Raw genomic sequence first — 23743 nt, 5'->3', positions numbered from 1 at the left:
GAACTCCCTACCGGATGATGGCGGCGCAGGCCACCTGATTGAAGGCATCGGGCAAGAAGCGAAACACGGCAGCAGTCTCCGGCAGAGTTTGTCTGGAAGCACAGGCAATGGCAGCGGGATCCAGGAGATGCGCGTAATTTTCGGCATGGCGGCCGTTGGCATTCATGCCCATCAGCATCCACTTGCTCTCCCGTTTATGGCGGCCCCGAATTTCTTTCGGTTTTCCGTCACCCGTCTCACCCTCGGCTTGATAAGAATATGTCATCACTTTGTCGACATTTTGTCAACGGCGCAATGGACTCATATTTCTCATATGGTCAGATAACCATGCACTCAGGTCCTGTTCGGCATACTTGCAAGGCAGATATCTGTGCGGGCGGAAAGCACTCCTCCTTCGAAAATTAGTGCATGATAATCCTGCATCCAGCGTCGTTGCTGGCGTCTAACCAGCGGAAACGCAGGACAACCGGCGTCTTGCCGGTTGTTTCCACCGCACGAGCTGGCGGATGACGCGGTGCCTTGCGTTTTCCCCTCGCGGATTTTTGATCTACGCCCGGCGAGCTTTGCTTCGATGTGCTGAGAGTGAGAAAATACCGCGTCTTGGTTTACCAAAGACGATGACCTGTGGTTGAAATCGCAAAGGGGAGGCAATATTGGCTCGGCATGGTGATCATGCGGGGAGCTCGATCACACCTTCATCGTTAGTCGGGCGGACGTCCCACGCCTCCAATCCTCTAAGGTGCAAATAAAATGACTATATCCTCGGCGACCGTGCTCAAGACCGCGAGCGTGACGGGCCCGATGCTGATGCTTCTCGGCATGCTGATGTTCGCCTTGAACGACGCCATGGGCAAATGGCTCGTCGCGAACTATGGGCTTGGCCAGGTTGTCCTGGTCCGCAGTCTTGCAGCTCTGATCATTCTCGTACCGATGGTGTGGAAGGCAGGCTTCGGCAATCTGCTGACCGTGGAACGGCCCGGCATGCAATTCTCCCGGGTGGCGTTTTCAACCGCCGAAGTGTTCTGCTTCTATTATGCGGTCATGTCCCTGCCGCTCGCCGATGTCATGACCTATTGGCTGGCGGCGCCGATCTACGTTGCGGCATGCTCGCCCTTCCTGCTCGGGGAAAAGGTCGGTTGGCGGCGCTGGACGGCGATTGCCGTCGGTTTTGTCGGCGTCATCATCACGCTCGAACCTTCGAGTGCCATGTTCAGTGTGCCGGCACTGATTTCGATCGTCGGCAGCGCCGCGTTTGCCTTCATGCTGATTTCCGGGCGTTTCCTGCGCGGCACGCCAGATAGCACTCTGGTCTTTTTCCAGGTCATGGGCGCCGGTATCGCAGGCCTTGTCTTCGCGCCTATGGATTGGTCACCGATCGCATCGAGCCGCGACCTTCTCCTGCTCGGGCTGCTCGGCATCGTTGCCATGGCAGCGCATATGCTGGTGAACCGCGCCCTGAAGATCTCCGATGCCGCGACGGTCGCGCCACTTCAATATACGCTGCTGCTCTGGGCCGTGATCTTCGGTTGGATGTTTTTCGGCGACACGCCGCGGCTCGGCATGATGGTCGGGGCAGCTCTGATCGTCGCTTCCGGCCTGTTCATCTTCATCCGCGAACAGACGCTCAAGAAGCGCCAGAGCGTGCTTCCGGCCATTCCGGAATGAAGTAACCCGCGGCGCTTTGGGGCACCGCGGGTTTTCATTCCTCAGACGGGCTACATCCGGGATACGGCCCGTTCCGTTACTTGCGGACTTCCTTGAGCTCGGCGACGATGGCGTCGACTACCTCGGCGCCAATTGCAGCCTTGTGCTTCTCATAGACGACCGCGGACTTTTCGCGGATGCGCTGCTGCTCTTCCGGCGAAAGCGTGTTGACCTGCAGGCCGGCCGCCTTGATCTTCTCAAGCGACTTCTTGTTGAGATCGCCGATCACCTGGCGTTCCACATCCCGGCCGACGACCGCGCAGGCGCGAAGGGCAGCCTGCTCGTCCGGGGCATAGGTGTTGAAGATCGCCTTGGAGAACAAGAAGAGGAACGGCGTGTAGGCGTGGTTGGTCTCGGTGACGTATTTCTGGACCTCGAAGAACTTCGAGGTATCGATCGTCACATAGGGATTTTCCTGTGCGTCGATCGCCTTGGTTTCGAGCGCCGAGAAAACCTCGCCGAAGGCCATCGGGGTGGCGTTGGCACCGAGGTTCTGGAAGGTGTCGAGGAAGATGTTGTTCTGCATGACGCGAACCTTCATCCCCGAGAAATCTTCCCATTTGGTGACCGGGCGAACCGAGTTCGACAGGTTACGGAAGCCGTTTTCCCAATAGGCGAGGTTGACAAGGCCGGCGGCATCCAGCTTCTGGTTCATCATGTCGCCGAACTTGCCGTCGAGCACCTTGTAGGCTTCCTGCGAATTGCCGAACAGGAAGGGCAGGTCGAAGACGCCGAGTGCCGGAACGATGCCGACCAGCGGTGACGACGACGTCACCACGGCTTCCTGGACACCGGAGCGCAGGGCCTGGGTGGCCTGCAGGTCGCCGCCGAGTGCGCCGCCCCAGAAGGCGGTCAACTTCATCTTGCCGCCAGACTTCTCGTCCAAACATTTCTGCATCGCATTGATGCCGTTTCCAACCGGATGGTCGGCATTGATGCCGTTCGAGACGCGGATGTTGCGCGCCTTGAATTCGGCGAAGGCCGGTACAGCCGACGCACAGGCGATGGCAAGGGCGGTGGTAGCCAGTAGCAGTTTTCTCATATTATCCTCCCATGGATGAGCTTGAGACAGGTTTAATGGAGCCAGCGTGCAGGCACGAGCACGAGGTCTGGAAACAGGACCAGCAGGAACAGAACGATGGTTTCGGCGATCAGGAACGGCCACACGCCGGCCGTCACCTTGCCAAGCGGAATGCGCGCTACGCCGCTGACCACGTTCAATACTACGCCGACCGGCGGAGTGATGAGGCCGATGGAATTGTTCATGATGAAGAGCACGCCGAAATAGACCGGGTCGATGCCAGCCTGCTTGACGATCGGCATGAGGACCGGCGTCAGGATCAGGATGGTCGGCGTCAGGTCGAGCGCCGTGCCGACGACGAGCACCAGGATCATGATGGCGAACATCAGCAGCATCGGGCGGTCGATCAGTGGCTCGATGTAACCGACGATCTCGGCCGGGATGTTGGCCGCGGTGATCAGCCACGAGGAGACCAGCGCCGCCGCGACCAGGAACATGATGACCGAGGTGGTCTTGGCGGCCTGCAGGATGACGTGCGGCAGGTGGCTGGGCTTCAACTCCCGATAGATCACCATGCCGACGAAGAGCGCGTAGGCGGCGGCGACGACGGCGGCTTCGGTCGGCGTCATGATGCCGGCCTTGATGCCGCCGAGGATGATCACCGGCATGCCGAGCGCCCAAGCGGCACGGCCGGTGACGCGCAGGCGTTCGCTCGTCGACGCCTTCGGCAGCGGCTGGACATTGTCCTTCCGCACGACGATGAGCCAGGCGATGATCAGTGACAGGCCCATCAGGATGCCTGGGAAAATGCCGGCAAGGAAAAGCTGGGTGATCGAGACGTTGCCGGCGACGCCGAAGACGATGAAAGCCATCGATGGCGGGATGACCGGTGCAATGATGCCGCCTGCGGCGATCAGGCCGCCGGAACGCGGAATGTTATAGCCAGCCTTGGCCATCATCGGGATGAGGATGGCGGCAAGCGCGGCGGTATCGGCCGCGGCCGAGCCCGAGATGCTCGCCATGATGATTGCCGCCATGATCGCGACGATGCCGAGGCCGCCGCGGATATGGCCGACGCAGGCAATCGCGAAATCGATGATCCGGCGCGACAGGCCGCCCGAGTTCATCAACTCGCCGGCAAGAATGAAGAAGGGAATGGCGAGCAGGGTGAAGGTATCGACACCGGCGATCATGTTCTGGGCGATGATCTGGGTGTTGAACATGTCCATGTACCACATGAGCACGACGCCGCAGAACATCAGCGAGAACGCGACGGGCACGCCGATCGCCATGGCGCCGAGAAGCGATACGATGAATACGATAAGCGTCATCAGGTACGCTCCGCCATCTGCTCGATCGTCAGGTTTTCACCGGCAAAGATACTGATCTCCTCCGCCGTTGCCCGGCCGGTGAGATAGCGGAACAGCCGCTCCAGCGCGATCAGCGACAAGCCGGCGCCGGTAAACAGGCCGATGCCGTAGACCCAGATCATCGAAATGCCGGTCACCGGCGCGGTCATGCTGGCGTTTATCTCGAACTGCTGCCAAGTCCCCCAGAAAAAGATCATCGAGCAAGCGAGGATGACGAGGTTAGACAGGATCATACAGACGAGCCGGCCCTTGCGGCCGAAAAGGGCCACGACGCTTTCGACGCCGAGGTGACCATGTTCGCGAAATGCGACGACTGCGCCGACGAAGCTCAGCCAGACGAAGAAGTAGCGGGAAAGTTCCTCGGAGACGGACATGCCGGAATTGAAGGCATAGCGAAGAACCACATTGGCAAACACCATGATCGCCATTGCTGAAAGCAGCAGGATCAACAGAACTTCCAACGCCTTAAAAAAAAGATCGATTGCCTTTTGCATTTTCCCCTCCCGAATTCCTATAGAAGCTCAGGTCGGGCGAGGTTCTTGGTCAACGCCGGCAACCCAAAATTCCGCTTGAGGCATCTGCCCCGATGATCCGCATTGTTGAGCGAGCGGTCAAACCCGAGAATCGAGATCTCGATGCGCTCTCTGACGTCCTGTGCGATCAGCCTCTCCTCCATCGCCGGCAAAGCGCCTCTCCCGCGCTCGCCAATTGTCAGGATGTCTGACAACTCTCCACCTACGGTATTTCTAAAGAGAGTTTTACTCGCTGTCCAGCGGCTTGGGCTCGCTTTCAACACATGCCTGGATCGATCTAACAGAGGGGGCCGGCGGTAGCCCCTAATATACTTTCAATTGAAGGTTTAGACGGCTTGCCGCACCATTGAGATGATGGCGCATCGCCTCCCGTGCGCGGATCGGATCGCGGCTCGCAAGGGCATCGCGGATCGAGAGGTGTTCGGCGATCGTTACCTCGACGATTTCTGTCAACACGGCGGCTTCCCGGGCCGTATTGATCGCCAGATGAATTCGCTCGGCGATAAAACCGAGGAATAGCAGGAAGTATTCGTTATGCGTCGAAGCCGCGATCTGGCGGTGGAAAGCGAGGTCGGCTAGGACTCCTTTCTCGGTCCATTTCTCTCCGCCCGTCATCTGTTCGAGCGCTTCGTCGAGCTTCGAAAGGTCTTCGGCCGTATGATTGACGGCTGCGAGGCCGGCAGCTTCGATCTCCAGCGGCAGCCTGAGCTGAAACAGGCTTTGAAAACTGACGCGGTCGGCGAGATTGCCCTGTTCGATGCGGATGGAATGACGGTGCTCGATATCGGTAGCGAACGCTCCGACACCCTGTCGGGTCTCGACCAAGCCTTCATTGCGAAGCTGCGCGATCGCCTCGCGCACGACCGATCGGCTGACGCCAAAGGTCTTTGCCAGAATATGTTCCGTGGGAAGCTTCTCGCCCGCGATGATCCGGCCGTCGCTGATCTCGCGTCCGATCTGCGATGCGATACGGGCGGGCAGATGCTCGCTTCGTCTGATCTGGCTGAAGTCCATTACCACGGCGCCCGCTCTCCCTTGTGAGGCTCTTCTACGACTTCTGCGTAAAATTCAACTGGCAACCAGGGTTCATCATCATGTCCGGGTCGATGGCATTCTTGATGGCCGTCAGCAGCCGGCGCTTGGTTTCCGGAAGGCGCGCCTCGAAATCCGACCGCTTGAGCCGGCCGATACCGTGTTCAGCGCTGAGGCTCCCGTGGAAACGGTCCAAAACCTGGTTCAGGATCGTCTTCGACCGATAGATTCTCTCGAGCCGCTGCTCATGAGGCAGTTCTGTGGACGGCAGAACGTTGAGATGAACATTTCCGTCGCCGACATGGCCGTAGGAGACGCAGACACAGTCGGGCAGCGCCTCGTGGATCGCCTTTTCCGCCTCGGCCACGAAAGAAGGTACCTTGGAGAGCGGAACCGAAACGTCGCTGCGCATATGGACGCCACGTTTCGCCTGGCCTTCGTTCATCCCTTCCCGGATCAGCCACAGGTTTCTTGCCTGTGCCTGTGAGGAGGCAATCGCGCCATCGAGGACAATACCGTCTTCCATGACGCCTTCGAGGAACCGCTGCATCAGGTTGTCGATATCGACGAGACCCGACCCGGATACCTCCATGAGAACATAAGAGGGATACTCGGTCGCCATCGGGATCGGCAGATCGGGCATGGATTCGCGGGCGAGCGTGAAGGCAAGGGGCGGCATGAATTCGAAGGCGGACATCAGGTCGCTGCAATCGCGCCGGGCACGGCGATAGAGCGTGATCGCGTCCTCCAGTGAGGCGAGGCCGACGAGGGCAGTCGCAACCTGATCGGGGTTGGGCGTCAGCTTGATCGATACGGCGGTGACGATGCCGAGCGTGCCCTCCGCGCCGATGAAGAGCTGCTTTAAGTCTATGCCGCGATTGTCCTTCCTGAGCGTAGAAAGCCCGTCGAAGATCGTGCCGTCAGGCAGGACGACCTCCAGCCCCAGCACGAGTTCGCGCGTCATGCCGTATCGCAGCACATTGATGCCGCCGGCATTGGTCGAGACGTTGCCGCCGATCCGGCAGCTTCCCTGTGCACCGAGCGCCAGCGGGAAGAACATTCCCTGTGCGGCGATCGCTTCCTTCAGCTCCCACAGGATGCAGCCGGCCTCGGCGACGGCGGAGAAGTCGTCGACATCGATCTTGCGGATACGGTTCATGCGTTCCAGGCTGAGAACGACCTGACGTTCCGACATATCGGGAATGCCACCCAGCACGAGGCCAGTATTGCCGCCCTGCGGGACGATGGTAAGGCCGAGCTCGCGACAGGCTTTCACACAGGCGACGACGCCTTCCGTCGACCGGGGTCTGAGGACGGCAACCGCAGCGCTGGTCACGTCCCCGTGCCAGTCGCGACAGTATCGCGCCATCGCGTCCGCATCCGTCAAGACAAGGTCTTCGCCAAGCATCGATCGCAGAAGGACGCGATGCTCTCCGGCCGGGTCAGTTTGCAGGCTCGTCATTCTCGGTGGTTCCTTCGGAAGATCCGTCCCTTTGCTGGATAGTTTCATTTGCTCCGCGCCTTATCCGGGCGCACAACTATCCTGTTTTCAACGGAAGCATATAAGGTTATCAGACAACCGTACAATATAAATATCGGCATCGGGCAGTCACGCGCTTCGGATGGAGATGGGAGGAAGCATGCATATTCTGATCATAGGCGCAGCAGGGATGGTGGGCCGCAAACTGACGGCGCGTCTCATCGCGGAGGGTGGAGTTCTCGGCAAGCCGATCGACAAGCTGACCCTCGTCGACGTCGTGAAGCCCGATCACCCGGAAGGGTTTTCCGGATTGGTAGTGACGAGCGACGCGGACCTTTCGATGCCGGGTGAGGCTGAAAAACTCATTCAGTCCCGCCCCGACGTGATCTTTCACCTTGCCGCGATCGTCTCGGCAGAGGCGGAGCTCGATTTCGAAAAGGGCTACCGGGTTAATCTCGACGGTACCCGCTACCTGTTCGATGCAATCCGCCTCGCAAACGGTCAGGACGGCTACAAGCCGCGGGTCATCTTCACGTCGTCCATCGCTGTCGCCGGTGCTCCGCTTCCGTTCCCCATTCCCGATAACTTCCACCTCACGCCGCTCACCAGCTATGGCACGCAGAAGGCCATTTCGGAGCTGCTTCTTTCGGATTACACCCGCCATGGCTTCTTCGAGGGCATCGGCATCCGGCTGCCGACCGTGTGCATCAGGCCCGGCAAACCCAACAAGGCGGCCTCCGGGTTCTTTTCGAACATTCTGCGAGAGCCGTTGATCGGGCAGGAGGCCATTCTGCCTGTGCCGGAGGACGTCCGCCACTGGCATACCTCGCCGCGCTCGGCTGTCGGCTATCTCATCCATGCGGCGAATATGAATCTCGCTCAGGTCGGCCCGCATCGCAATCTTTCAATGCCGGGCGTTAGCGCGACCGTCGGCGAGCAGATCGATGCGCTTCGCCGGGTGGCGGGCGAAAGGGCCGTAAGCCTCATTCGTCGCGTGCCGGACGAGATGATCATGAAAATGGTCGCCGGCTGGGCCCCCGGTTTCGAGGCAAAACGTGCTACGGCTCTCGGCTTCACCGCGGAGAAGAATTTCGACGAGATCATCCGGGTCCATATCGAAGATGAGCTTGGAGGCCGCCTGTAACGGGAAATCCCGGACGTTGACCGGCAGGTTGCCGCTCTCGACGTGAGCGGCAACCTGCCGGTCGGATGTCGGAATATCTCATCGCGATGATGTATCATCTATATGCGTGCTTGAACTTTAGCGATTTATTTTATCCTTCCCGCTTAAGCTTCCATCCGGAATTGTTCCGGTCAGATCGGCAGTGCTTGAGGAAGCCATGCTTGGTGCGGAAGTGATGGTCTTGCTGGAATCCTGTCCACTCGCTGCGCTCATTGTGAACGCGGCGGGTTTCGTCGTCTTTGCGAATTCCGAGGCCCGAGCGCTCTTTGACGGAGCGGACACGCTGCATGACACCAGCGCTGCCGATCTCCTGCCTACGTGGCCGCTTGATCGGCCCGATGGTTCTCCGGTTCTCCTGCGCGACAGGGCAGGGGAAACACGAAACTACAACATCAGAGTCTCACCATATCCCGGGTCAAGCGAACCCATCACCGTGGTCTGGATCGAAACCGGTGTGCCGGAAACATCCGCTGGGCTGGCTGTGCGCGAAGCCAATCTGCGGCTCCGATATGTCATCGAGATGTTGCCAGAGGCCGTCTGTGTCTTCGATGCCAAGGACCGCTACGTGCTTTGGAACCAGAAATACGCCGATCTCTATGCCGATATCGCCGAGTATCTGACGCCCGGAATTCCGTTCGAGGAAATTTTGAAGATCAGCCTTGCGGGCGGCAGCATCCAGGAGGTCGTGCCGGATCAGGACGCCTGGCTCAGCGAACGCATGGCCAAGTTTCGTCAGCCCGTATCGCAGGAGGAGCGGCAGATGAAAGACGGGCGATGGCTGCGCTACGACGATCGCCGCACGCCGGATGGCGGCGCCATCGGAATGCGCATCGACATCACCAGTCTCAAGCAGCGCGAAGAATGGCTTCGGCAGTTGTTTGAGGCAAACCCGATGCCGATGCTGCTCTGTGATGGCGACAGTCTTGCGGTCCTTGAAGCCAATCATGCAGCGCTTCAATTCTATGGCTATGAGCGATCGGTCCTTTTGGCCAAAGCCGTTTGCGACATGCATGCCGACGGCCAGCGTGAGGAGTTCGCGGCCAGCCTTCGCAATCTCGACAGCGACTGTGAAGCTCGCACGGTCTGGCGACAGCGCACGGCGAAGGGCCAGGAACACCACGTCCTCATCTATGTTCGGCTGCTCAACGACGGTGGCGACCGGCGGCTCCTGCTGACGATCGCTGACGTCAGCGATCGGGTGCTTGCAGAGGCCGAGGCCAACCGACTGGCGCACCATGACGTCCTGACCGGACTGCCGAACCGGATGCAATTTTACAAGGCGCTCGACGAGGCACTCAAGCCTGAAGCGGACGAGGGTTTTGTCGTCGTCTATTGCCTCGATCTCGATGGGTTCAAGCCGGTCAATGATACGTTCGGCCATGCCGCCGGCGACGAGGTGTTGAAGATGACCGGTGAGCGGCTGCGTTCGGCGGCGGGCGGACATCTGGTCGCGCGCCTCGGCGGCGACGAATTCGCTATCCTCGTGAAAACCAAAGGCCAGGCGGATACCGGTCTTGCCGATCGATGCATATCGGCCTTCGACGAGCCTTTCCGGATCAGGGGATTGTCGATCAGTATCGGCGTCAGCATCGGTATCGCCGCAGCAAGCATTATCGGCAGCGACCGCGAGATGCTCGTCCAGGCCGCCGACCGTGCTCTCTACCGGGCAAAGGCGGACGGCCGCAACACCTGGCGAATGACCGAAGCCGAGACTATGCCGGCCCTCGTCAAGGCGCGCTGATGCCAGCAATGTGTTTCAACTAATCGGCCTTTGGCTGAAGATTTCGTTTGGCGTCTGAAACCCAGGTATTTACTCGGTGTGGCATTGAGACGATCAAACACATAGAGCAAGTTGTTACAAATCGGACCAGTGAGCGCCGGGAAACCCGGCGCTCACGCCCCCAACCTCAATGATTAGTCCGGACGGACTACACCATCGAAGTAGTCACCACTGTCGATCATCGGCGCAGGGGGATTGCCGAGCGTGCGCGGGTTGTTCGTCCTCGGATAGCCGTACCGGGTGATCAATGGGATGCCCAGCGAGTCCGTCGTCACCATCAGGTGGTCCTCCGTACCGGAAACGCCGTCGTAATATTCCCCCTCCGCGGCGAAGGCGTGACTGTCCACGGACGTGAATCCGATCAGCGTTGCGAGAACGGTCGAGATAGCTGAGTATTTCATGGCAGTGCTCCTTGTTACGGATCGACTTCGTTGCGACCAGTCGATCGATGTCTTGAATGAACTGTTTGGATGTCGACGCCGGCTTACCTGTGTTCGTCGCCGGTCGACCGGTTGTCACGACTGGTTGGAGAGCGGACCTGCGCCATCTCCTTGGTAATGTCGGCCTTCGCTCCGACGCCGGCAGGCTCGGTCTGGCCTGCGAGCGACTGGGCTGTCTCCCGGTGCCCGTCGTAGGCAAGGACGTGCTCGGCGAAAGATGCCGAACAAACCGCCACGACGAGGAACGCGATTTTCTCTATCGGTATGGTCATTTCCTTACTCCATGTTTGGGCCATGCCCGCCTTGCAGGCATCGCTGCTGAGTTCGCGACAGGCGAGGGAGTCCCGGCTGTCGTCGATTGCTCCCGAAGGGGATTTTGCCTCAGCCGATAGCCGACCTTCAGGAGGCACTGGTCCCTCGTTTTCCGGGATACGAAAGCCGTGTGAGAACCCGCCCAATGAGCGTCGAGTCCAGCCCGGGCTATATCTGCCCGACAGCCGGTTGTTCGCCGTCGGGTGGGGCCAAAGGCAGCCAGCCGACGATGTTCTCCGCAGTCTTTCGTTGCAATGAACTTCTCCCCAAGCCGTCATCTCCCCGCCAGCAACACGTTAAATTTCCGTCAAAAGTGACGGTGAACCGAAATCTCTTTGCGGTAAGGTTTCGGGAGAACGCGATAAGACAGATGGATGCAGATGGCGGGCTGCCTTCGCCCGGCACAGAATGAAGAACGACATTTACGGAAGCGCCCAGCTGCATTCGGAACGGAAGCCCGCGACATAAGGAGGAGGTCAGACGCAACCGTTCTCGTTGCCAGATCAACAAGGCAGATGGAGTATTCCGCTGGGATTGAAGGCCGCGGTTATGTGGGTATGCCGCGGGATGACATCCTGGGGACTGGTATAGCGGTAAGCGATAGTCACCGGTGTTTTCGGAGAACTCAGGTTGCTGAAGACCAACCTGATGAAAAGGGATGGTGCCGACTGAAAGCGCTGATGCTCGCCGTCCCGGAGAGGATGCGCTGACTTGCATGCTTCCCCAAGAACACTGGGCTGAGCTCCAGTCGACCATTCCAGTTGAACCCGCGAATAGCTAGATCAAACGCCGCGCCGGGGGCGTTGCATCTTTCCCAACAACGGAGCCATTGTCCGTCCCGTCGGCGCATGACTTCTCGCACAGGGCGATGAGTGGCCCGTTCAGCGGGCCAAGTCTATACAACGAGCGATGAGGTTTGAAAGCGCCTCCCACAAGCGGGACGATGGGTAAAAAGGGTCCCGCATGCCGGAGCTTAAAAATGGTACACTGGGTGTGACGGACTCTTTGGTGCCGGATCAAATAGCGCGTAGCTTCCGGTCGGCTCGAAGATCCAGCGTTGACCGCGTGGTGAGCGGCTGCGGATGAGGCATTGGATGGCAATCTGTGAAACGGCAAAGTCTGCAATTGGCGCGTCGTGGCTAGGCTTCGACCGATCGGCAATGCTCGTTTCCACTGACCCTTGAAGCGGCGAACCGCAGAAGTGGCACGCGTCGTCGCGTCCAACCGCAAGTAGCCCTGCAACACAATGATGGTTGCCATGACCTACATGCAGATAGGGCGCAGGCTGCTGAGCAGCGGTGGTATATGCCGAGAGGAAACGCTGAGTGACCGCAATATCGCCCTCGGCCAGGACCAGAAATGGTTTACGCGCTCGATCTAGCACGAGCCGCGCGGCCTCCGCCTCGTCGGCAGATTCGGGTGTGATCGCGACTGTTGCCGAAAAGTGCGCAGCCAGATAGGTCGCCAATCGGTCGCTTTTCAACTGGCCGACATCCTCTGCCTTGACCCAATTCAGCCGCCTCATGCTACCCGCTTCAATGCGGTCGCTGTCAACCAGAAAGAAACGGTGTGCGCCAAGAGCCGCCAGTTGAGCGGCGATCTGCGCGGCGAGGCTCCCGCATCCCACGATTACGAAATCGGTGTCACGAATAGCGTCGAAGAGATCAGTATGATAATCAATGGTTCTCATTGTCATCTTTCCTTGAGAGGCCTTCCGGGCGCAATGGCCGTCAGCTCGCTGGGGCGAACTGGCCTCCATGCGTGTCAGGATTGGTGCGGTTTACAGTGCTGACACAACTGCACGCCGGTTATCTGCTGCCGATCCGCAGCGTGCAAGCTTGTCGACGAGCGCCGGGATTTTGGCGCTCCAGGATGGGATGGCGACGATGTCCCGGAGATCAGAAGAACATCGCCGCCCAGACGCTCGACCCGTCAGGGGCGATATCGATGAGCGGAATGAGGCGGGCAGCATACGCGATGATGAATTCTGCTGCCCGGACTCGGTGCTCAGCCTGGGCTCTGAAAGGCAAGCATTGATGCGAACGGCACACTCCCAGGGAATGGCGTAGACCATATGCAAGATGCTTTCGAGCGTCTGTTGACTGTGCGTGCATGGCGACACGTATTGAAATTCATCGGGCAGCGATTGCGCGGCCGAAGTTTCGTAGCTTGCAGCGGGACGGTTCCCGTCCTGTGCGGAAGCTCCGCCACGGTTGTCGGGTAGATCGCTATCGCCCGGCCTATCGTCTGCCCCCCACCGCTCTGCGAAACCTGTGGATCTCAGGCCTGGAAATCCGCAACTTCAGGAACTAAATGGTCGTCGCCAGAACGCCCGTACCTATGGCCATCCGGCTCAAACCGTGATCTCGTATTGTCTTCCGTTGAGAAGAGCTTCGTGCAGGCCCGTCATCGGGCCGCCAGCAACGCGTTAAAGTTCCGTGAAAAATGCCTCAACCGAAATCGGCTCTCTGGAAAGCCCCGTCCGACTGCAAGAAAGTCGACAGCAAAGGATCACAGCGCCAATACGGCAGCGACGGCCGCACGAACGTCTGGCAAACCAGAACCGAAGAAATAGGTCATGTTAAGAGCATCTTCGCCTTCTGCATTCATGCAATCCGCCGTCAACGCACGTACTCCCGGAGCTACCGCCGTATCGAGGCGCGACGCTCCTCGCAGGATAGACTTGACGACTGGACCGGACAATCTGGCGCCGACCCCATTCCGGCTCTTGTGGGCCCGCTGGATCAGTGCGCAAACACCGCCTGCCAGCGCCGATGCTCCCGACGTGCCGCCGAAGGCGGTATAGTAGCCCCCGCCTACGCCGGGATTGTCTCCGAAGGGCACAATCGCCGACCAAGGCTCAGCGCCCCGGCCATATCCGAATATGCCCGGCAGATCGGTCGTCAGCAGTGAAAAATGTGAATGCTGATACTCCCGCACTCCAAACGCCCCGTAGTCGTGCTGCGCGGCAAAAGGAGACAATCGGTCGACGCGTAACTGGTGACGATTGAAGACCTCGCCGTCATCCGCAGGCGAAACAACAGTGAGGCCCTCACCATAGTTGCTGTATCCCGATCGGTAGCCTTCGACCGTTACCGCGCCCACGGCGATGATCCCGTTGTCGGCTGCCGCCAAGCTCGCCGGATAAATCAATTGACTTTCACCGCTGTTTCCCGCGGCGCAAACGACTGGAATCTGGCGACTAATGGCGATGATCAGTTGCTTGAGCACGTGCCACGCGCGATCCGGATTGGAACCTTTTTGCGGCGCCTTGGGCTCCAGTTCAGCCGGCCCCGATTCCCCCAATGCGATACGAGCGAAGAGATCGGCCGCTGCCTGGTTTTTCCAAAGCTCCAGATCTGCCTTAAGTTCGTTCTTGGGCCGGACGCGGCTGCGTTTGGGATCGGGCAGGCCGCGCGGCAGAACGATAACGTCGGCCTGCATATGAAAGGCGTAAAGGAATGCAGCAATGAATTGCTGGACGTCGTCTTCGAAAGAGGTCCGGATCGAAATCAGCTGCGAAAATGGGTCCACGCCGAAATAGGGAAGAACGTTTCGGTTGGCGCTCGGGAACGGTATGCCGTCCCTGTCGTCGTAGAAAGCACTCTCTGGTGTGGCCGACGTCCCGCCTTCTTCCAGAATGACCGCCGGTTCTCCGACGATCAGCCCTGCACAGCAGGTGCCATGTGAGGAGAAAAGCGCCTCGGGGTGAAACAAGCGACGAATAACGCCTTGAGAGGCCGCATACTCGGAGACGATGTCATTCAGATATTCGCGGTCGTCACTGGATAGACCGAGATTTCCGAGAGCAGCGATACTGAGCCCCGCAAAGAAGGAATGCTTTTCTTCGCGATCGAAGGAAGTCGTCGTGTTTAGAATGTCTGCTACGCGCGAACCGTAGCGATGTGTCGTCAGATCGATCGAGGCGTCGCGGTCCAGTCGCGTTATCAGATTTGGATGATCCGGCGCAACCCCCACATCGATCAGCGCCACCCGCGCCGGGCGGACGGGGCCGCTTGCCGCGATCGTGTCCCAGATAGTTCCACTGATTTCCGGACCTGGACGTCCGCACACCGCTGTCTCGTTCTCCGCCGGCGGGACGAGCGGTGGCGAACCATAGTCCGCGTCGATGACCCCCAACGCAGTCAAGTGCCAGAGATAGTAGTAACTGATAGGCGTGGATTGCAATGCTTCCGTGTCGGCAGACATCATGATCTCCGTTTCTCCAAAAAGAACGATCCTGTATCAGGTCCACTCGTCATGGACGGTCTGGAAGAGCGGCCCGAAAGCGTCATGCAGATATGGCGCAAAACGCCGGGCAAGATCACGTCCAGCTTGCGTATCGCTCGGGTAGTGCAGTCCCGCCCATTCGCGATTTTCCGCGACGTTTTGGGCGATCCGTGCAAGTTCGTCGGTTACCGGATGCTCAGGCAGTATCGTTGAAAAGGCAAACGCGATCGAAAAGCACTGGAATGAATGGTTACTGGGATAGGATTCGTGCACAGGCACCGGAAGAAGCGGTCGCAGCAACGGTTCGAATTGGTGCGGGCGCAACCTGTTGAACTGGCTCTTGTAGATTAGCCCCACATACTCGCATGCCGTCAAGATGGCCTGAAACAGCCCCTCGGTCTGCTCGAATCCACCAAGATCCTCGATGTGAAGAGCGCGCGTAAATTCTGAGACGGACGTGGTCGCCTCGGCCTGAATGTCCGGCAACCGTCGTGCCCGTTCGCGGTCACGCCGCTGCATTGAAAGCATGACCTCGGTTTCAAGGCGGGTATAATCCGGACCGGGAGGCGGTTGAATGTCGAGCATTTCCCAGGTAAAGCGGCGCGCAGCGGTAAACGCGTTCCGCGACGGCTGCTGGTGCAACCGGCGGAGTTCGAACGCTGGTATAAGTTGCGACACGCCAAGGCTTGCGCCGTCCATGGTCGACTTGTTCTTGTTTTTATTCTTGTTTTTGTTTTTGTTCTTGTTGAGCGCCGCTTTGTTGAGCACCGACTTGTTCGCTACACCAAGGACCGCGGCGGCGGCCATTGCCACCATCATCACTGGCGGATTCTCGCCCATTGCCGGAACATCCCCGGCGGGCGCAGGTTCCTCAGGCAAGGGTGTCGGCGCGACGGGTGGGGGATCGGCCGGCGGCTCAGTAGACCTCGGCTCGCAGGGTAGTACCGCATCCGGCTCCACCTTGAATTGATAAAAATTTAAGAAATGCGCAACTCTTGATGGTGTAAGGACGTTCAGTTCTCCTGCCATACCCAGCCTCCTGATGTGCGCTATGATTGTCTCGACGTCAGCGGGTTCGGGCACCCGCCTTGATCAGACCGTCGATCAGCATCTTGCCGCCGCCCGTGCTCAGCAACGGATACCCGCTGTCCCGGAACGCCGTTATTGAGAAACCGTTTTCGACCGTATCTAGCCGCTCCAGGTAATGGCGCGCAGCATCAAGATTGCCCGCATGCGCATGACTGGAGGCTAAATATCGCAAAAGACTATTGAAATTCGGCCGAGCGCGCAGTGCATCCTCGCCAGCCTCGATCGCCCCGCTATGGTCACCGGCCAAGCTGGCGCTGATCGATTTGGTCGTATCGAAATAGTATTTATGGGCGCTATAGACGCTCAGATCCTGGACCCATCGCGCCATGGCGCTGGCCTTCTCAGGCTGGCCTGCAAAGCAATGCAGTATGGCATAGAGATCCCACCCGAGGGGTGAGGCGGAGTTCAGCCGGATCGACTTTTCAAAAAGGCCGGCCGCATAATCATACTCTCTGAACAGAAACGAATGGACGTGCCCCACGAGTGCAAGCGAGACGGAATTGTTCGGATCGAGTTCCAGAGCTTTGCGCGCATAGGCTTCGGCCTCGTCGATCAGAGGCGTATCCAGTGCGGTAAAGCGCTGCCCGACCTGGAAGGTGCGGATGAAGGAGAGCCAAGCGAAAGCTGAAGGCCGCGGCTGATACTCAATCTCCTCCTTCAGGCGCCTTTCTGCTGCTTCAAGATCGTTTCTCGACAGCCGGAAGATCGAATTGACCGCATCGATGTAGAGGCCGTCCCTGGTCATCCGGCCATTGCCTGCGTTGATTTCCTGAAATAATGACAACTGGTCCACAGTCTGGCTGATCAGGGCCGCTGCAACCCCGAATTCCGCCCGCTCAATCTGCGTTCGTCCGACGATACGACTGCCGAGCCACATGATTCGGTTGTCGAGAAGGTGCTTGATCGCAAGCTCTACAAGCACCATGCTGCCATCGAATGTCAGCCGCAGCTGAAGGCAGAGAGGAAGTCCCATCTTTCCATCCGGCTGACCGGAATTCGGATCGAGGAACAGATCGGTAACGCCAAGACCAAGGCCATCGAAAATAGCTTTCGCAAGCAAGTTTTGATACTGCAACGCAGCGATCTGGCCGCCGTCACCGGCACCGACAACAATGGGCGGACGTAAAGTGATGGTCCATTGGAGGTTGTCGGGCGAAGGGGGTTTGTCTGCCTCTGTTCCAGCCGCAACAGGAGGAATATTTGACGGAAGCTGCTCGCCGACGCCGGTTACCGGCAAAAGTGCGGAGTGCCTCTCGATATCTCGGCGGGGTTGCTGGCGTGGTTCAAAGACATCCTCGACACGTCCGTCCTCAAGACGCCGGTACCAGTTCTGCCTTTCGACCGTCAGCCAATCCTCAAATTCCGGATCCCGGATATCGATGCCTTCCAGCAATTCGTCGGTGATCATATCGGCTGCGCGCTCGGTTCGCAGCACCTCGTCTGTGTCGAGCACGACACGATCCATATTCAGCCACACCGTATTCTTGTCCGCGATAATCAGACCGCGGTGCGAGCCGAGCGCTTTGTGAATGTCCAGAAGGGCCTGTCTCAGGCTCGCAGCCGCCTGATCCTCCGACCGATCGCTCCACAATTTGTCTCGCAGCCAGACGCGCGAGCGTGACCCTCGCGCCGAGAGAGCGAGCATGGCGAGGATCGCCTGGGCTTTCTGGGATCTGGGCGCAACAGACTTTCCCTTGCCATCGACCAGGCTGAAGGGGCCAAGCATATACATCCGGAATGCTGCATGATTTTCATCCATGCGATTCATCGGTCCAGGTGTCTTTACGCCGAATTCGAGATCATCGAACCCGATCTTTCCGTCCGACCGGCAGTCTGACACATGCGTCGCCGTTGACAATAGCACGACAGGTCTACCTGCAAAGTTACCAGATAGACCGCGATGGCCATCAATGACATGAAGCATAAGAATTGATCCCTGTAGACTGAAGCGTTGCCTAGCGTGTCACAGTCAAAGCAGCGTCAAAACAGCGTCAATCGACCAGGAGCTTGAGAACGTGCGTTTGTCCCGGAGGATTGCGGCCTGGAACGCGCAAATGATCGGGATCGAGATGTTTCAGAGTGGAGCGGACGTGCATGGCGATCTCTGCAAGTTCGCGTTCGCCTGGGGCCTGGCAGCCCGCGTTCGGGATCAGCAGATCAATGCAGTTCGACAACTATCAGAAATGCGATTTGACTGAATTGAGGAAGGCGCTGAGAATCTTTCCGAGGCTGATGATAATATCGGGCGCCGTGTTCGACTTGCGTGGATCGCCTAGAGCTTCCTGAAAAAAGCATGGCTGAAGGTACCCGAATAGATATAGCAAATTTCCTCGGGCTTGTCGGACATGAAGTCATCGCAGGCCTTCTTTACCCCTGGGAGATTGTTCCATCCGCTGGGATTGATTTCGACGTCACAATAGTCGTCAATCAGGCACACAGCACCTCTCGAAAGCTTGGGATAGACATATCGTAAGCTGACCATGATCGAGTCATAAAAATCCCCGTCCAGATAGGCGAATGAGATCCTCTCGGGCAGACTTTGCTTCAAAGTGTCTTGAAACCACCCCTTGTGGATCACAGGGTTTTCCAGGCCATGGGTAGCAAAATTCCTTAAGAGGACGTCTTGAGACGTTTTCAAATCACCTGCTTTGTACGACTGACCGTCTTCCGCCCGCGCGGGAGGGAGCCCTTCAAAGCTGTCGTAGACATGCAATCTTTTGTCGGATTTCAGGCTTTTGAGCACCTTCGCAATCAATACGGAAGATTGGCCTTCATTGCATCCAACCTCAACTAGGTCGCCGGGAACATCATACGCGATGGTCTGCGCCACAAGATGATACATATTCATCCGCTGCTCCACATTCGTGGAGATCCCCGAGCGCACGGACGAAAATCTCAATCCCGTGACTTTATGGATGATGTTGTCGAAAAAATTGGCAGTGTCTGAGTTGATCCCGAAGCGCCGCGTGACAATGTTCAAAGCTCTGTCGAGATGGGACGCGCGTTTTACTTCCCAATCGAAATCAGATGCAATAAAAAAATTGTCCATCTCTTCTTTCCCTCTCTCTATTTCAATACATACTTCAAGCCAAAATTATTATCATGTCCTGCAATCGAAGGATAATTGAGAACCCGCAGCCAGCGTGACGACCCAGCTTGATCGCGCAAACTTTCCCTCACATCCGCAGAAACGAAGTGCGACTAACTCTTATCGCATCCACCGTTGCTGCCTGCCGGTGAAGCGGACCTGGCTCTCTCATTAGAACATCTCATCCAAGCGTGTCCTATTGCTCTCGTGAGGGAGGATCGTGCACCAAAGGTCGTACGGTTCTCCGGCTTGGACTGCCGAACTTTACCCATTTCGATGTAGCGCCATACCGCCAAAGACTTACTTCCCTGACAGGACAAGTTGTTGTTGGATTTCCGGGCTCCCAGCGAGGCTTTCGTTATGGAAAGTCAAAATTCGCGCTGCAGGTGTTTGGAGCCATAGGGGCGGGCGGGAACCGACCGGAAGGACGGACAAATGTTGACCGCCTTGAAACGCTGGATGAAGCTGATGTCCGCGCCGGCCGCATTCCTGCAGACGATCGTTGTCGCAGCCGTATTCGGGATTGCCACTTACATAACGCTGGACGATGGCCTAAGGGCTTTGCTGCTCACACTCAGTTGTTTTGTCCTGCTCCAGATAGGTTACTTTGCGGGGATACTTTATATGGTTTGGTCAGAGAGCAGGAGGCGTCGCGGATAGGTATCATTCGGCCGGCCGAAAGGAGAAGAGACCATATTCCGTGAGCCAGACACAATCGAAGCAGCATGTGATTTTAACAGAATAAGCGTGAGGGTTCCAAGCTCACGGTTCGGAGGCCCGCCATGTCTTTTCTTGCCAACGCAATGTCCAAGTTGGCGGCGATATCTGACGACGAGGTTTGCGCGATAGCGCGCCGCATCGATGGCGACGGAATATACTGCATGTCATCATTCCTCCTGGAGGAGGACCTTCGCCGCCTGCGCGAGTTTGTGGCATTGGCGCTTGCTTCCGGTGGAAATCAGACAATTTCATTGAACCGCGATGCATTGGCGGGTTCGGGCTTGGACGACCTAGCCAACCTGGCCGCCTTCAAGTCGTTGTTTTCGCGTTTATATTCATTTGGTTGTGGAAGGCCGGCGCCCGAGATCAAATTCCATCAGATCCTGCGCTGTTTGACGGGGGAGACCGCTTCGGAGCATTCATTTTTATTCCACTACGACTCCTATGCAATCACGGCCCTTATCCCGATCGAAATTCCCACTGTCGGCCAACGTGGTGACTTCCTCATCATTCCCAATACCCGCGGGATCCGCTCCAATTATGTCCTCAATCTTATCGACAAGGCCATTATCGACAACCATCTGACCCAACGGTTTCTGAAGTCGCGGATGCAGAAGATCGGCGCCGTGAAACGCGTGGCTCTCGTCCCGGGCAGCCTCTATTTTTTCTGGGGATACCGAAGCATTCACACCAATGAACCGGTCGATAAGGGCGAGGTGCGCGCGACCGCATTGTTTCACTATGCCGATCCTCATGAGAACTCTTATCTCAAGCGCCGCCTGGGCCGAATTTGAGGTGATTGTTATCCAGCAGGCCTGGGAACCGGCTCTTGGACGCACGAGCGCTAGGCGATGGTGGCAGATTTTGACGGTTGCCCAAGTGCGGAATAGTAGACGTCCTCGGTCTCGGCGGCGACGCGTTCAATCGTAAGACGACCGATGTTCGACTGACTTCTTTCTCGCCAATGTCTCAGTTGCCCGCGATCGCCTAATAAAGTGCCAAGGACCTCAGCCAATGCCTTTGGATCTCCGGGCGGAACAATGAGACCGGCTTTACCGAAATCCAGCAGTTGTGGGATCCCATCCACATTTGTCCCGACGACCGCGCAGCCCGCCTCTCGCGCCTCGGAGAGGACAAGCGGTGCTGGATCCGCGTGCGATGGCAGGACGAAAATGTCGGCGCCTTTCATGAAGGGAAGGGGTTCGTCGACGCCGCCGACGAAGGTGATCTTGTCGCCGCAACCAGTGTCGGCGGCAAGTTGTTGATAGGCGGTTTTAAATGGACCGCCACCCGCGACATAGAGATGCGCCTCCGGGTATGTGTCACTCAAGAGCCTGAACGCCTCCAAAAGATCCGGGAGGCCCTTGCGCGGATGCATGCCGCCGACGAACAGGATGTTCGGATGGGAGAGCTCGGCTGGCGAGCAGCCGCGGCCTTCAAATCGAGCCGATCCAATCGTCCCATTGAGCACGGTCCGCAACTTGGCGCCGGCTATTCCTCGACGCTGCATGGAAGCGGAAACCGCGTCGCTGACAGCGATGACGCGCGCTCCCAACCCCATCAATGTCGCACTTCTTTCAAACGCATTGTGCACAGTCGTGACCAGTGGTTTACCGCTTAGCCGACAGATAGGGAACGCCAAAACCGCACTCGTCATCATGTGAGCATGCACGATGTCGGGCTGAAATTCGTCCATTTGCGTTCTAAGCGCCAGCAATGCTTTCAGCAACGTGACAGGCCTTCTTCGCTGATCAATGCTGACGGAAATCACCTTGTTGTGCGCAAGCAATGTCTCGAAGTCTCCCCCGCCATGCGCGATCCGCACCTGGTGGCCACGCTTAGCTTGGGCACAGGCAAGATCGATGGCGGCATGGACATTTCCATTGCGGCGACGGGTATGACCGAGAATGTGCAAAATCCGCATATGTTTCTCCAATCGTCTCGCCACTGGCCGAGAACCCCCTCCTATCCCCCGTCGATCAGAGCATCCGTTTAAATCCAAGTGCCGCTTCTGCGTCGAGCGTGGAGACGCGGGCGGTGGGTTGGTAGTTAAAAGCGCCGTGGCGCCCGAAAGATTCGATCCCCAAGGCGCGTAGGGCCCGGATCGCCTCGGCAGCATGATACGCTGCGCCTTGGCTATAGATGGGATACGCGTTGGTGAGAATTTTACTTCCCTCCAACCTCAGATCGCCTCGGAACAGCTTGTTAGCGCCCAGATGCGTGCGGAAGTCTGCTTCGGCGTTTGCAACCGAGCCGCCAATCTGATCGGCAATGACTTCCACGCCGAAATATTCCCGGCCATCCACACGGCCATAGAAATCAGAATAGACGGTTAGCCTTTTCCAGGCGCCCTGGTGGGAAAAATTGTAGAAAACCGACTGATCGAAGCCCCGTTCGCCATAAAAACTGAAAAAGAGACTGATGAGGGTGATCGTTTCGAGACGTCGATCCGATTGCAGCGCGCAGAGAGCCTTCATTCGCTCCAAAGGGATAGTGGAGATCAAGCGGGATGCAAAGAGAACCCGGTCGCCAAGGTGCACATTGAATCCGTTATCGACTTTCTCGATTTTGCTCATCTGGGCACCAAGTTCGAACGTGACGCCCCGTTGTTCGAGACTTTGCCTTGCCACTCCATAGAGAAGGTCGAAGCCAGCTTGCGGGCGGGCGAGTTGCCTATTTCTCGGGCCGGCCGGAGCGCGCGAACATAGGCGCCGCACGAGGTTCGTTATCGAGCCATGTTCGCTGATCCACAGCATCCGTTTCTTCGCCAATTCGATGTCGATCTTGTCGGGGCTGACCCCGTAGAATCGGCACATGTAAGATTCCAGACCTGATCGACGCAGCAAGTAGTCGCCCATCCAGTATCGCGCAAACTCCCTTGCGTTGCGCATATGACGCTGGAACAGACGTGCGTAGATGACTGAGGACAAGATGCGAATGACACCCACCGCTCCCGCCCCAACAATATCGTCGCGCCAGGAGATCGGGTAGGTTGAAATCTTTCCCTGTGGTGTGAGGCGACCCCAGCGAGGTTTGATCGGGACATATAAGGGAAGCAATTCCGGAAAATGCGTCAGAAGCGGAGAATCATCTTGAAAGATCAGGCTCCCGACGTCGAAGGAGTAACCATTTGACGACCAATGAATATGGTTGCCCCCGATGTGGTGGTACTCGTCGATCAAGCGAATATTCTGATAGCCTTGCCCGGCGAGAATGGCTGCCGAGACGAGCCCGCTGACACCTGCACCAAGGACAATGACGTCAAGATTTTCCACGTCTACCGCGTGTTGTACTGAATGTAGGTCTACAGCCATCATTCCTTCCATCAAGACAGGTGATGCAGCGAGGGTAACACTATTTTGATGATGTAGATAGAATCGGACGATCCCAGGTTTGTTCCCGATTCTAAACAATAAGATAGGCCGTTTTTATTTAGACTACCTCAAAGGGAGGAAGGCGTCTCAATTCAATCCGCAAAGGCAGCGTCATTATCTGTAGGGCCACCCTATCCAGATTGATGTTGTGGTTTCATAGTCGACAAGCAGCGAGAAGAAGGCTTAGTCTACACGCCACCGATCGGTTTCCATCTGGATGACGGAAGGATCAGACATTTGCGTTGAACCGTGCCGGTGGCCAGCTGCAAGACGCGGGTTGGGCGCGTGACTAGCCTTTGATATTGTTGCTTGTCTTCGCTGGATCGGCAACGTCATTTCCGTCGATCGCATTGCCGTCAAATGGCCAAGCGATCAGAGCAATACCTG

Annotated in this window: 19 protein-coding genes; 4 read left to right on the top strand and 15 right to left on the bottom strand. The window is 57.8% G+C overall.

Going from position 1 to position 23743, the window contains the following annotated elements; translation table 11 throughout:
• Positions 1–7: 7 nt before the first annotated feature.
• Complete coding sequence (locus PMI07_RS34865) at positions 8–178, bottom strand: hypothetical protein (protein WP_007762341.1); 171 nt, start codon at positions 176–178, stop codon at positions 8–10.
• A 572-nt stretch (positions 179–750) separates the two neighbouring features.
• Here PMI07_RS34865 and PMI07_RS13130 point away from each other — a divergent pair.
• Complete coding sequence (locus tag PMI07_RS13130) at positions 751–1665, top strand: DMT family transporter (RefSeq protein ID WP_024163779.1); 915 nt, start codon at positions 751–753, stop codon at positions 1663–1665.
• A gap of 76 nt (positions 1666–1741) precedes the next feature.
• Here PMI07_RS13130 and PMI07_RS13125 read toward each other — a convergent pair whose 3' ends face one another.
• The 5 genes from PMI07_RS13125 to PMI07_RS13105 form a co-directional block, all read right to left on the bottom strand.
• Positions 1742–2746 (bottom strand): TRAP transporter substrate-binding protein, encoded by a 1005-nt coding sequence (locus tag PMI07_RS13125; RefSeq protein ID WP_007761246.1) that lies wholly within the window; start codon positions 2744–2746, stop codon positions 1742–1744.
• Positions 2747–2778: 32 nt separating this feature from the next.
• Entirely contained in the window at positions 2779–4056 is a 1278-nt protein-coding gene (locus PMI07_RS13120; RefSeq protein ID WP_007761243.1) for a TRAP transporter large permease subunit, read from the bottom strand.
• Positions 4056–4589 (bottom strand): TRAP transporter small permease, encoded by a 534-nt coding sequence (locus PMI07_RS13115; protein ID WP_007761240.1) that lies wholly within the window; start codon positions 4587–4589, stop codon positions 4056–4058. The genes PMI07_RS13120 and PMI07_RS13115 overlap by 1 nt, the downstream gene beginning before the upstream one ends.
• Positions 4590–4931: 342 nt before the next feature.
• A complete protein-coding gene (locus tag PMI07_RS13110) occupies positions 4932–5642 on the bottom strand; it encodes a FadR/GntR family transcriptional regulator (protein ID WP_037086257.1) in 711 nt (236 codons plus the stop codon).
• Between the two features lie 34 nt (positions 5643–5676).
• Positions 5677–7122 (bottom strand): FAD-binding oxidoreductase, encoded by a 1446-nt coding sequence (locus PMI07_RS13105; RefSeq protein ID WP_007761231.1) that lies wholly within the window; start codon positions 7120–7122, stop codon positions 5677–5679.
• Between the two features lie 178 nt (positions 7123–7300).
• Between PMI07_RS13105 and denD the strand changes: the two genes are divergently transcribed.
• Together denD and PMI07_RS13095 are read left to right on the top strand one after the other, a co-directional pair.
• Positions 7301–8284 carry a D-erythronate dehydrogenase gene (gene denD / locus PMI07_RS13100; RefSeq protein ID WP_007761228.1) on the top strand — a complete coding sequence of 328 codons (984 nt, stop codon included), beginning with the start codon at positions 7301–7303 and terminating at the stop codon, positions 8282–8284.
• 196 nt (positions 8285–8480) lie between these two features.
• Positions 8481–10064 (top strand): diguanylate cyclase, encoded by a 1584-nt coding sequence (locus PMI07_RS13095; RefSeq protein WP_007753260.1) that lies wholly within the window; start codon positions 8481–8483, stop codon positions 10062–10064.
• 173 nt (positions 10065–10237) lie between these two features.
• Here PMI07_RS13095 and PMI07_RS13090 read toward each other — a convergent pair whose 3' ends face one another.
• The 7 genes from PMI07_RS13090 to PMI07_RS13060 form a co-directional block, all read right to left on the bottom strand.
• Positions 10238–10504, bottom strand: a complete 267-nt coding sequence (locus PMI07_RS13090; protein ID WP_007753263.1) for a hypothetical protein — start codon at positions 10502–10504, stop codon at positions 10238–10240.
• 83 nt (positions 10505–10587) lie between these two features.
• Complete coding sequence (locus PMI07_RS34860) at positions 10588–10815, bottom strand: hypothetical protein (protein WP_007753266.1); 228 nt, start codon at positions 10813–10815, stop codon at positions 10588–10590.
• 1013 nt (positions 10816–11828) lie between these two features.
• Positions 11829–12545 carry a ThiF family adenylyltransferase gene (locus PMI07_RS13080; RefSeq protein WP_007753271.1) on the bottom strand — a complete coding sequence of 239 codons (717 nt, stop codon included), beginning with the start codon at positions 12543–12545 and terminating at the stop codon, positions 11829–11831.
• An 821-nt stretch (positions 12546–13366) separates the two neighbouring features.
• On the bottom strand, positions 13367–15064 hold the full coding sequence (locus tag PMI07_RS13075; RefSeq protein WP_007753274.1) for a S8/S53 family peptidase: 1698 nt from the start codon (positions 15062–15064) through the stop codon (positions 13367–13369).
• 36 nt (positions 15065–15100) lie between these two features.
• A complete protein-coding gene (locus tag PMI07_RS13070; RefSeq protein ID WP_007753275.1) occupies positions 15101–16114 on the bottom strand; it encodes a phosphatase PAP2 family protein in 1014 nt (337 codons plus the stop codon).
• A 37-nt stretch (positions 16115–16151) separates the two neighbouring features.
• Positions 16152–17933, bottom strand: coding sequence for an SARP family transcriptional regulator (locus tag PMI07_RS13065; RefSeq protein WP_155956454.1), 1782 nt, complete (start codon positions 17931–17933; stop codon positions 16152–16154).
• 513 nt (positions 17934–18446) lie between these two features.
• Positions 18447–19223 carry a TylF/MycF/NovP-related O-methyltransferase gene (locus tag PMI07_RS13060; RefSeq protein WP_007753290.1) on the bottom strand — a complete coding sequence of 259 codons (777 nt, stop codon included), beginning with the start codon at positions 19221–19223 and terminating at the stop codon, positions 18447–18449.
• Positions 19224–20044: 821 nt separating this feature from the next.
• Here PMI07_RS13060 and PMI07_RS13050 point away from each other — a divergent pair.
• Complete coding sequence (locus tag PMI07_RS13050; RefSeq protein ID WP_007753295.1) at positions 20045–20776, top strand: hypothetical protein; 732 nt, start codon at positions 20045–20047, stop codon at positions 20774–20776.
• A gap of 50 nt (positions 20777–20826) precedes the next feature.
• Here PMI07_RS13050 and PMI07_RS13045 read toward each other — a convergent pair whose 3' ends face one another.
• Both PMI07_RS13045 and PMI07_RS13040 read right to left on the bottom strand, forming a co-directional pair.
• Positions 20827–21906 carry a glycosyltransferase family 4 protein gene (locus PMI07_RS13045; RefSeq protein ID WP_007753300.1) on the bottom strand — a complete coding sequence of 360 codons (1080 nt, stop codon included), beginning with the start codon at positions 21904–21906 and terminating at the stop codon, positions 20827–20829.
• A gap of 55 nt (positions 21907–21961) precedes the next feature.
• A complete protein-coding gene (locus tag PMI07_RS13040; RefSeq protein WP_007753301.1) occupies positions 21962–23296 on the bottom strand; it encodes an NAD(P)-binding protein in 1335 nt (444 codons plus the stop codon).
• Between the last annotated feature and the right edge of the window lie 447 nt (positions 23297–23743).

Source organism: Rhizobium sp. CF080 (genome assembly GCF_000282095.2).
Lineage (GTDB): Bacteria > Pseudomonadota > Alphaproteobacteria > Rhizobiales > Rhizobiaceae > Neorhizobium.
This window is presented reverse-complemented; position numbering and strand designations above follow the sequence as displayed.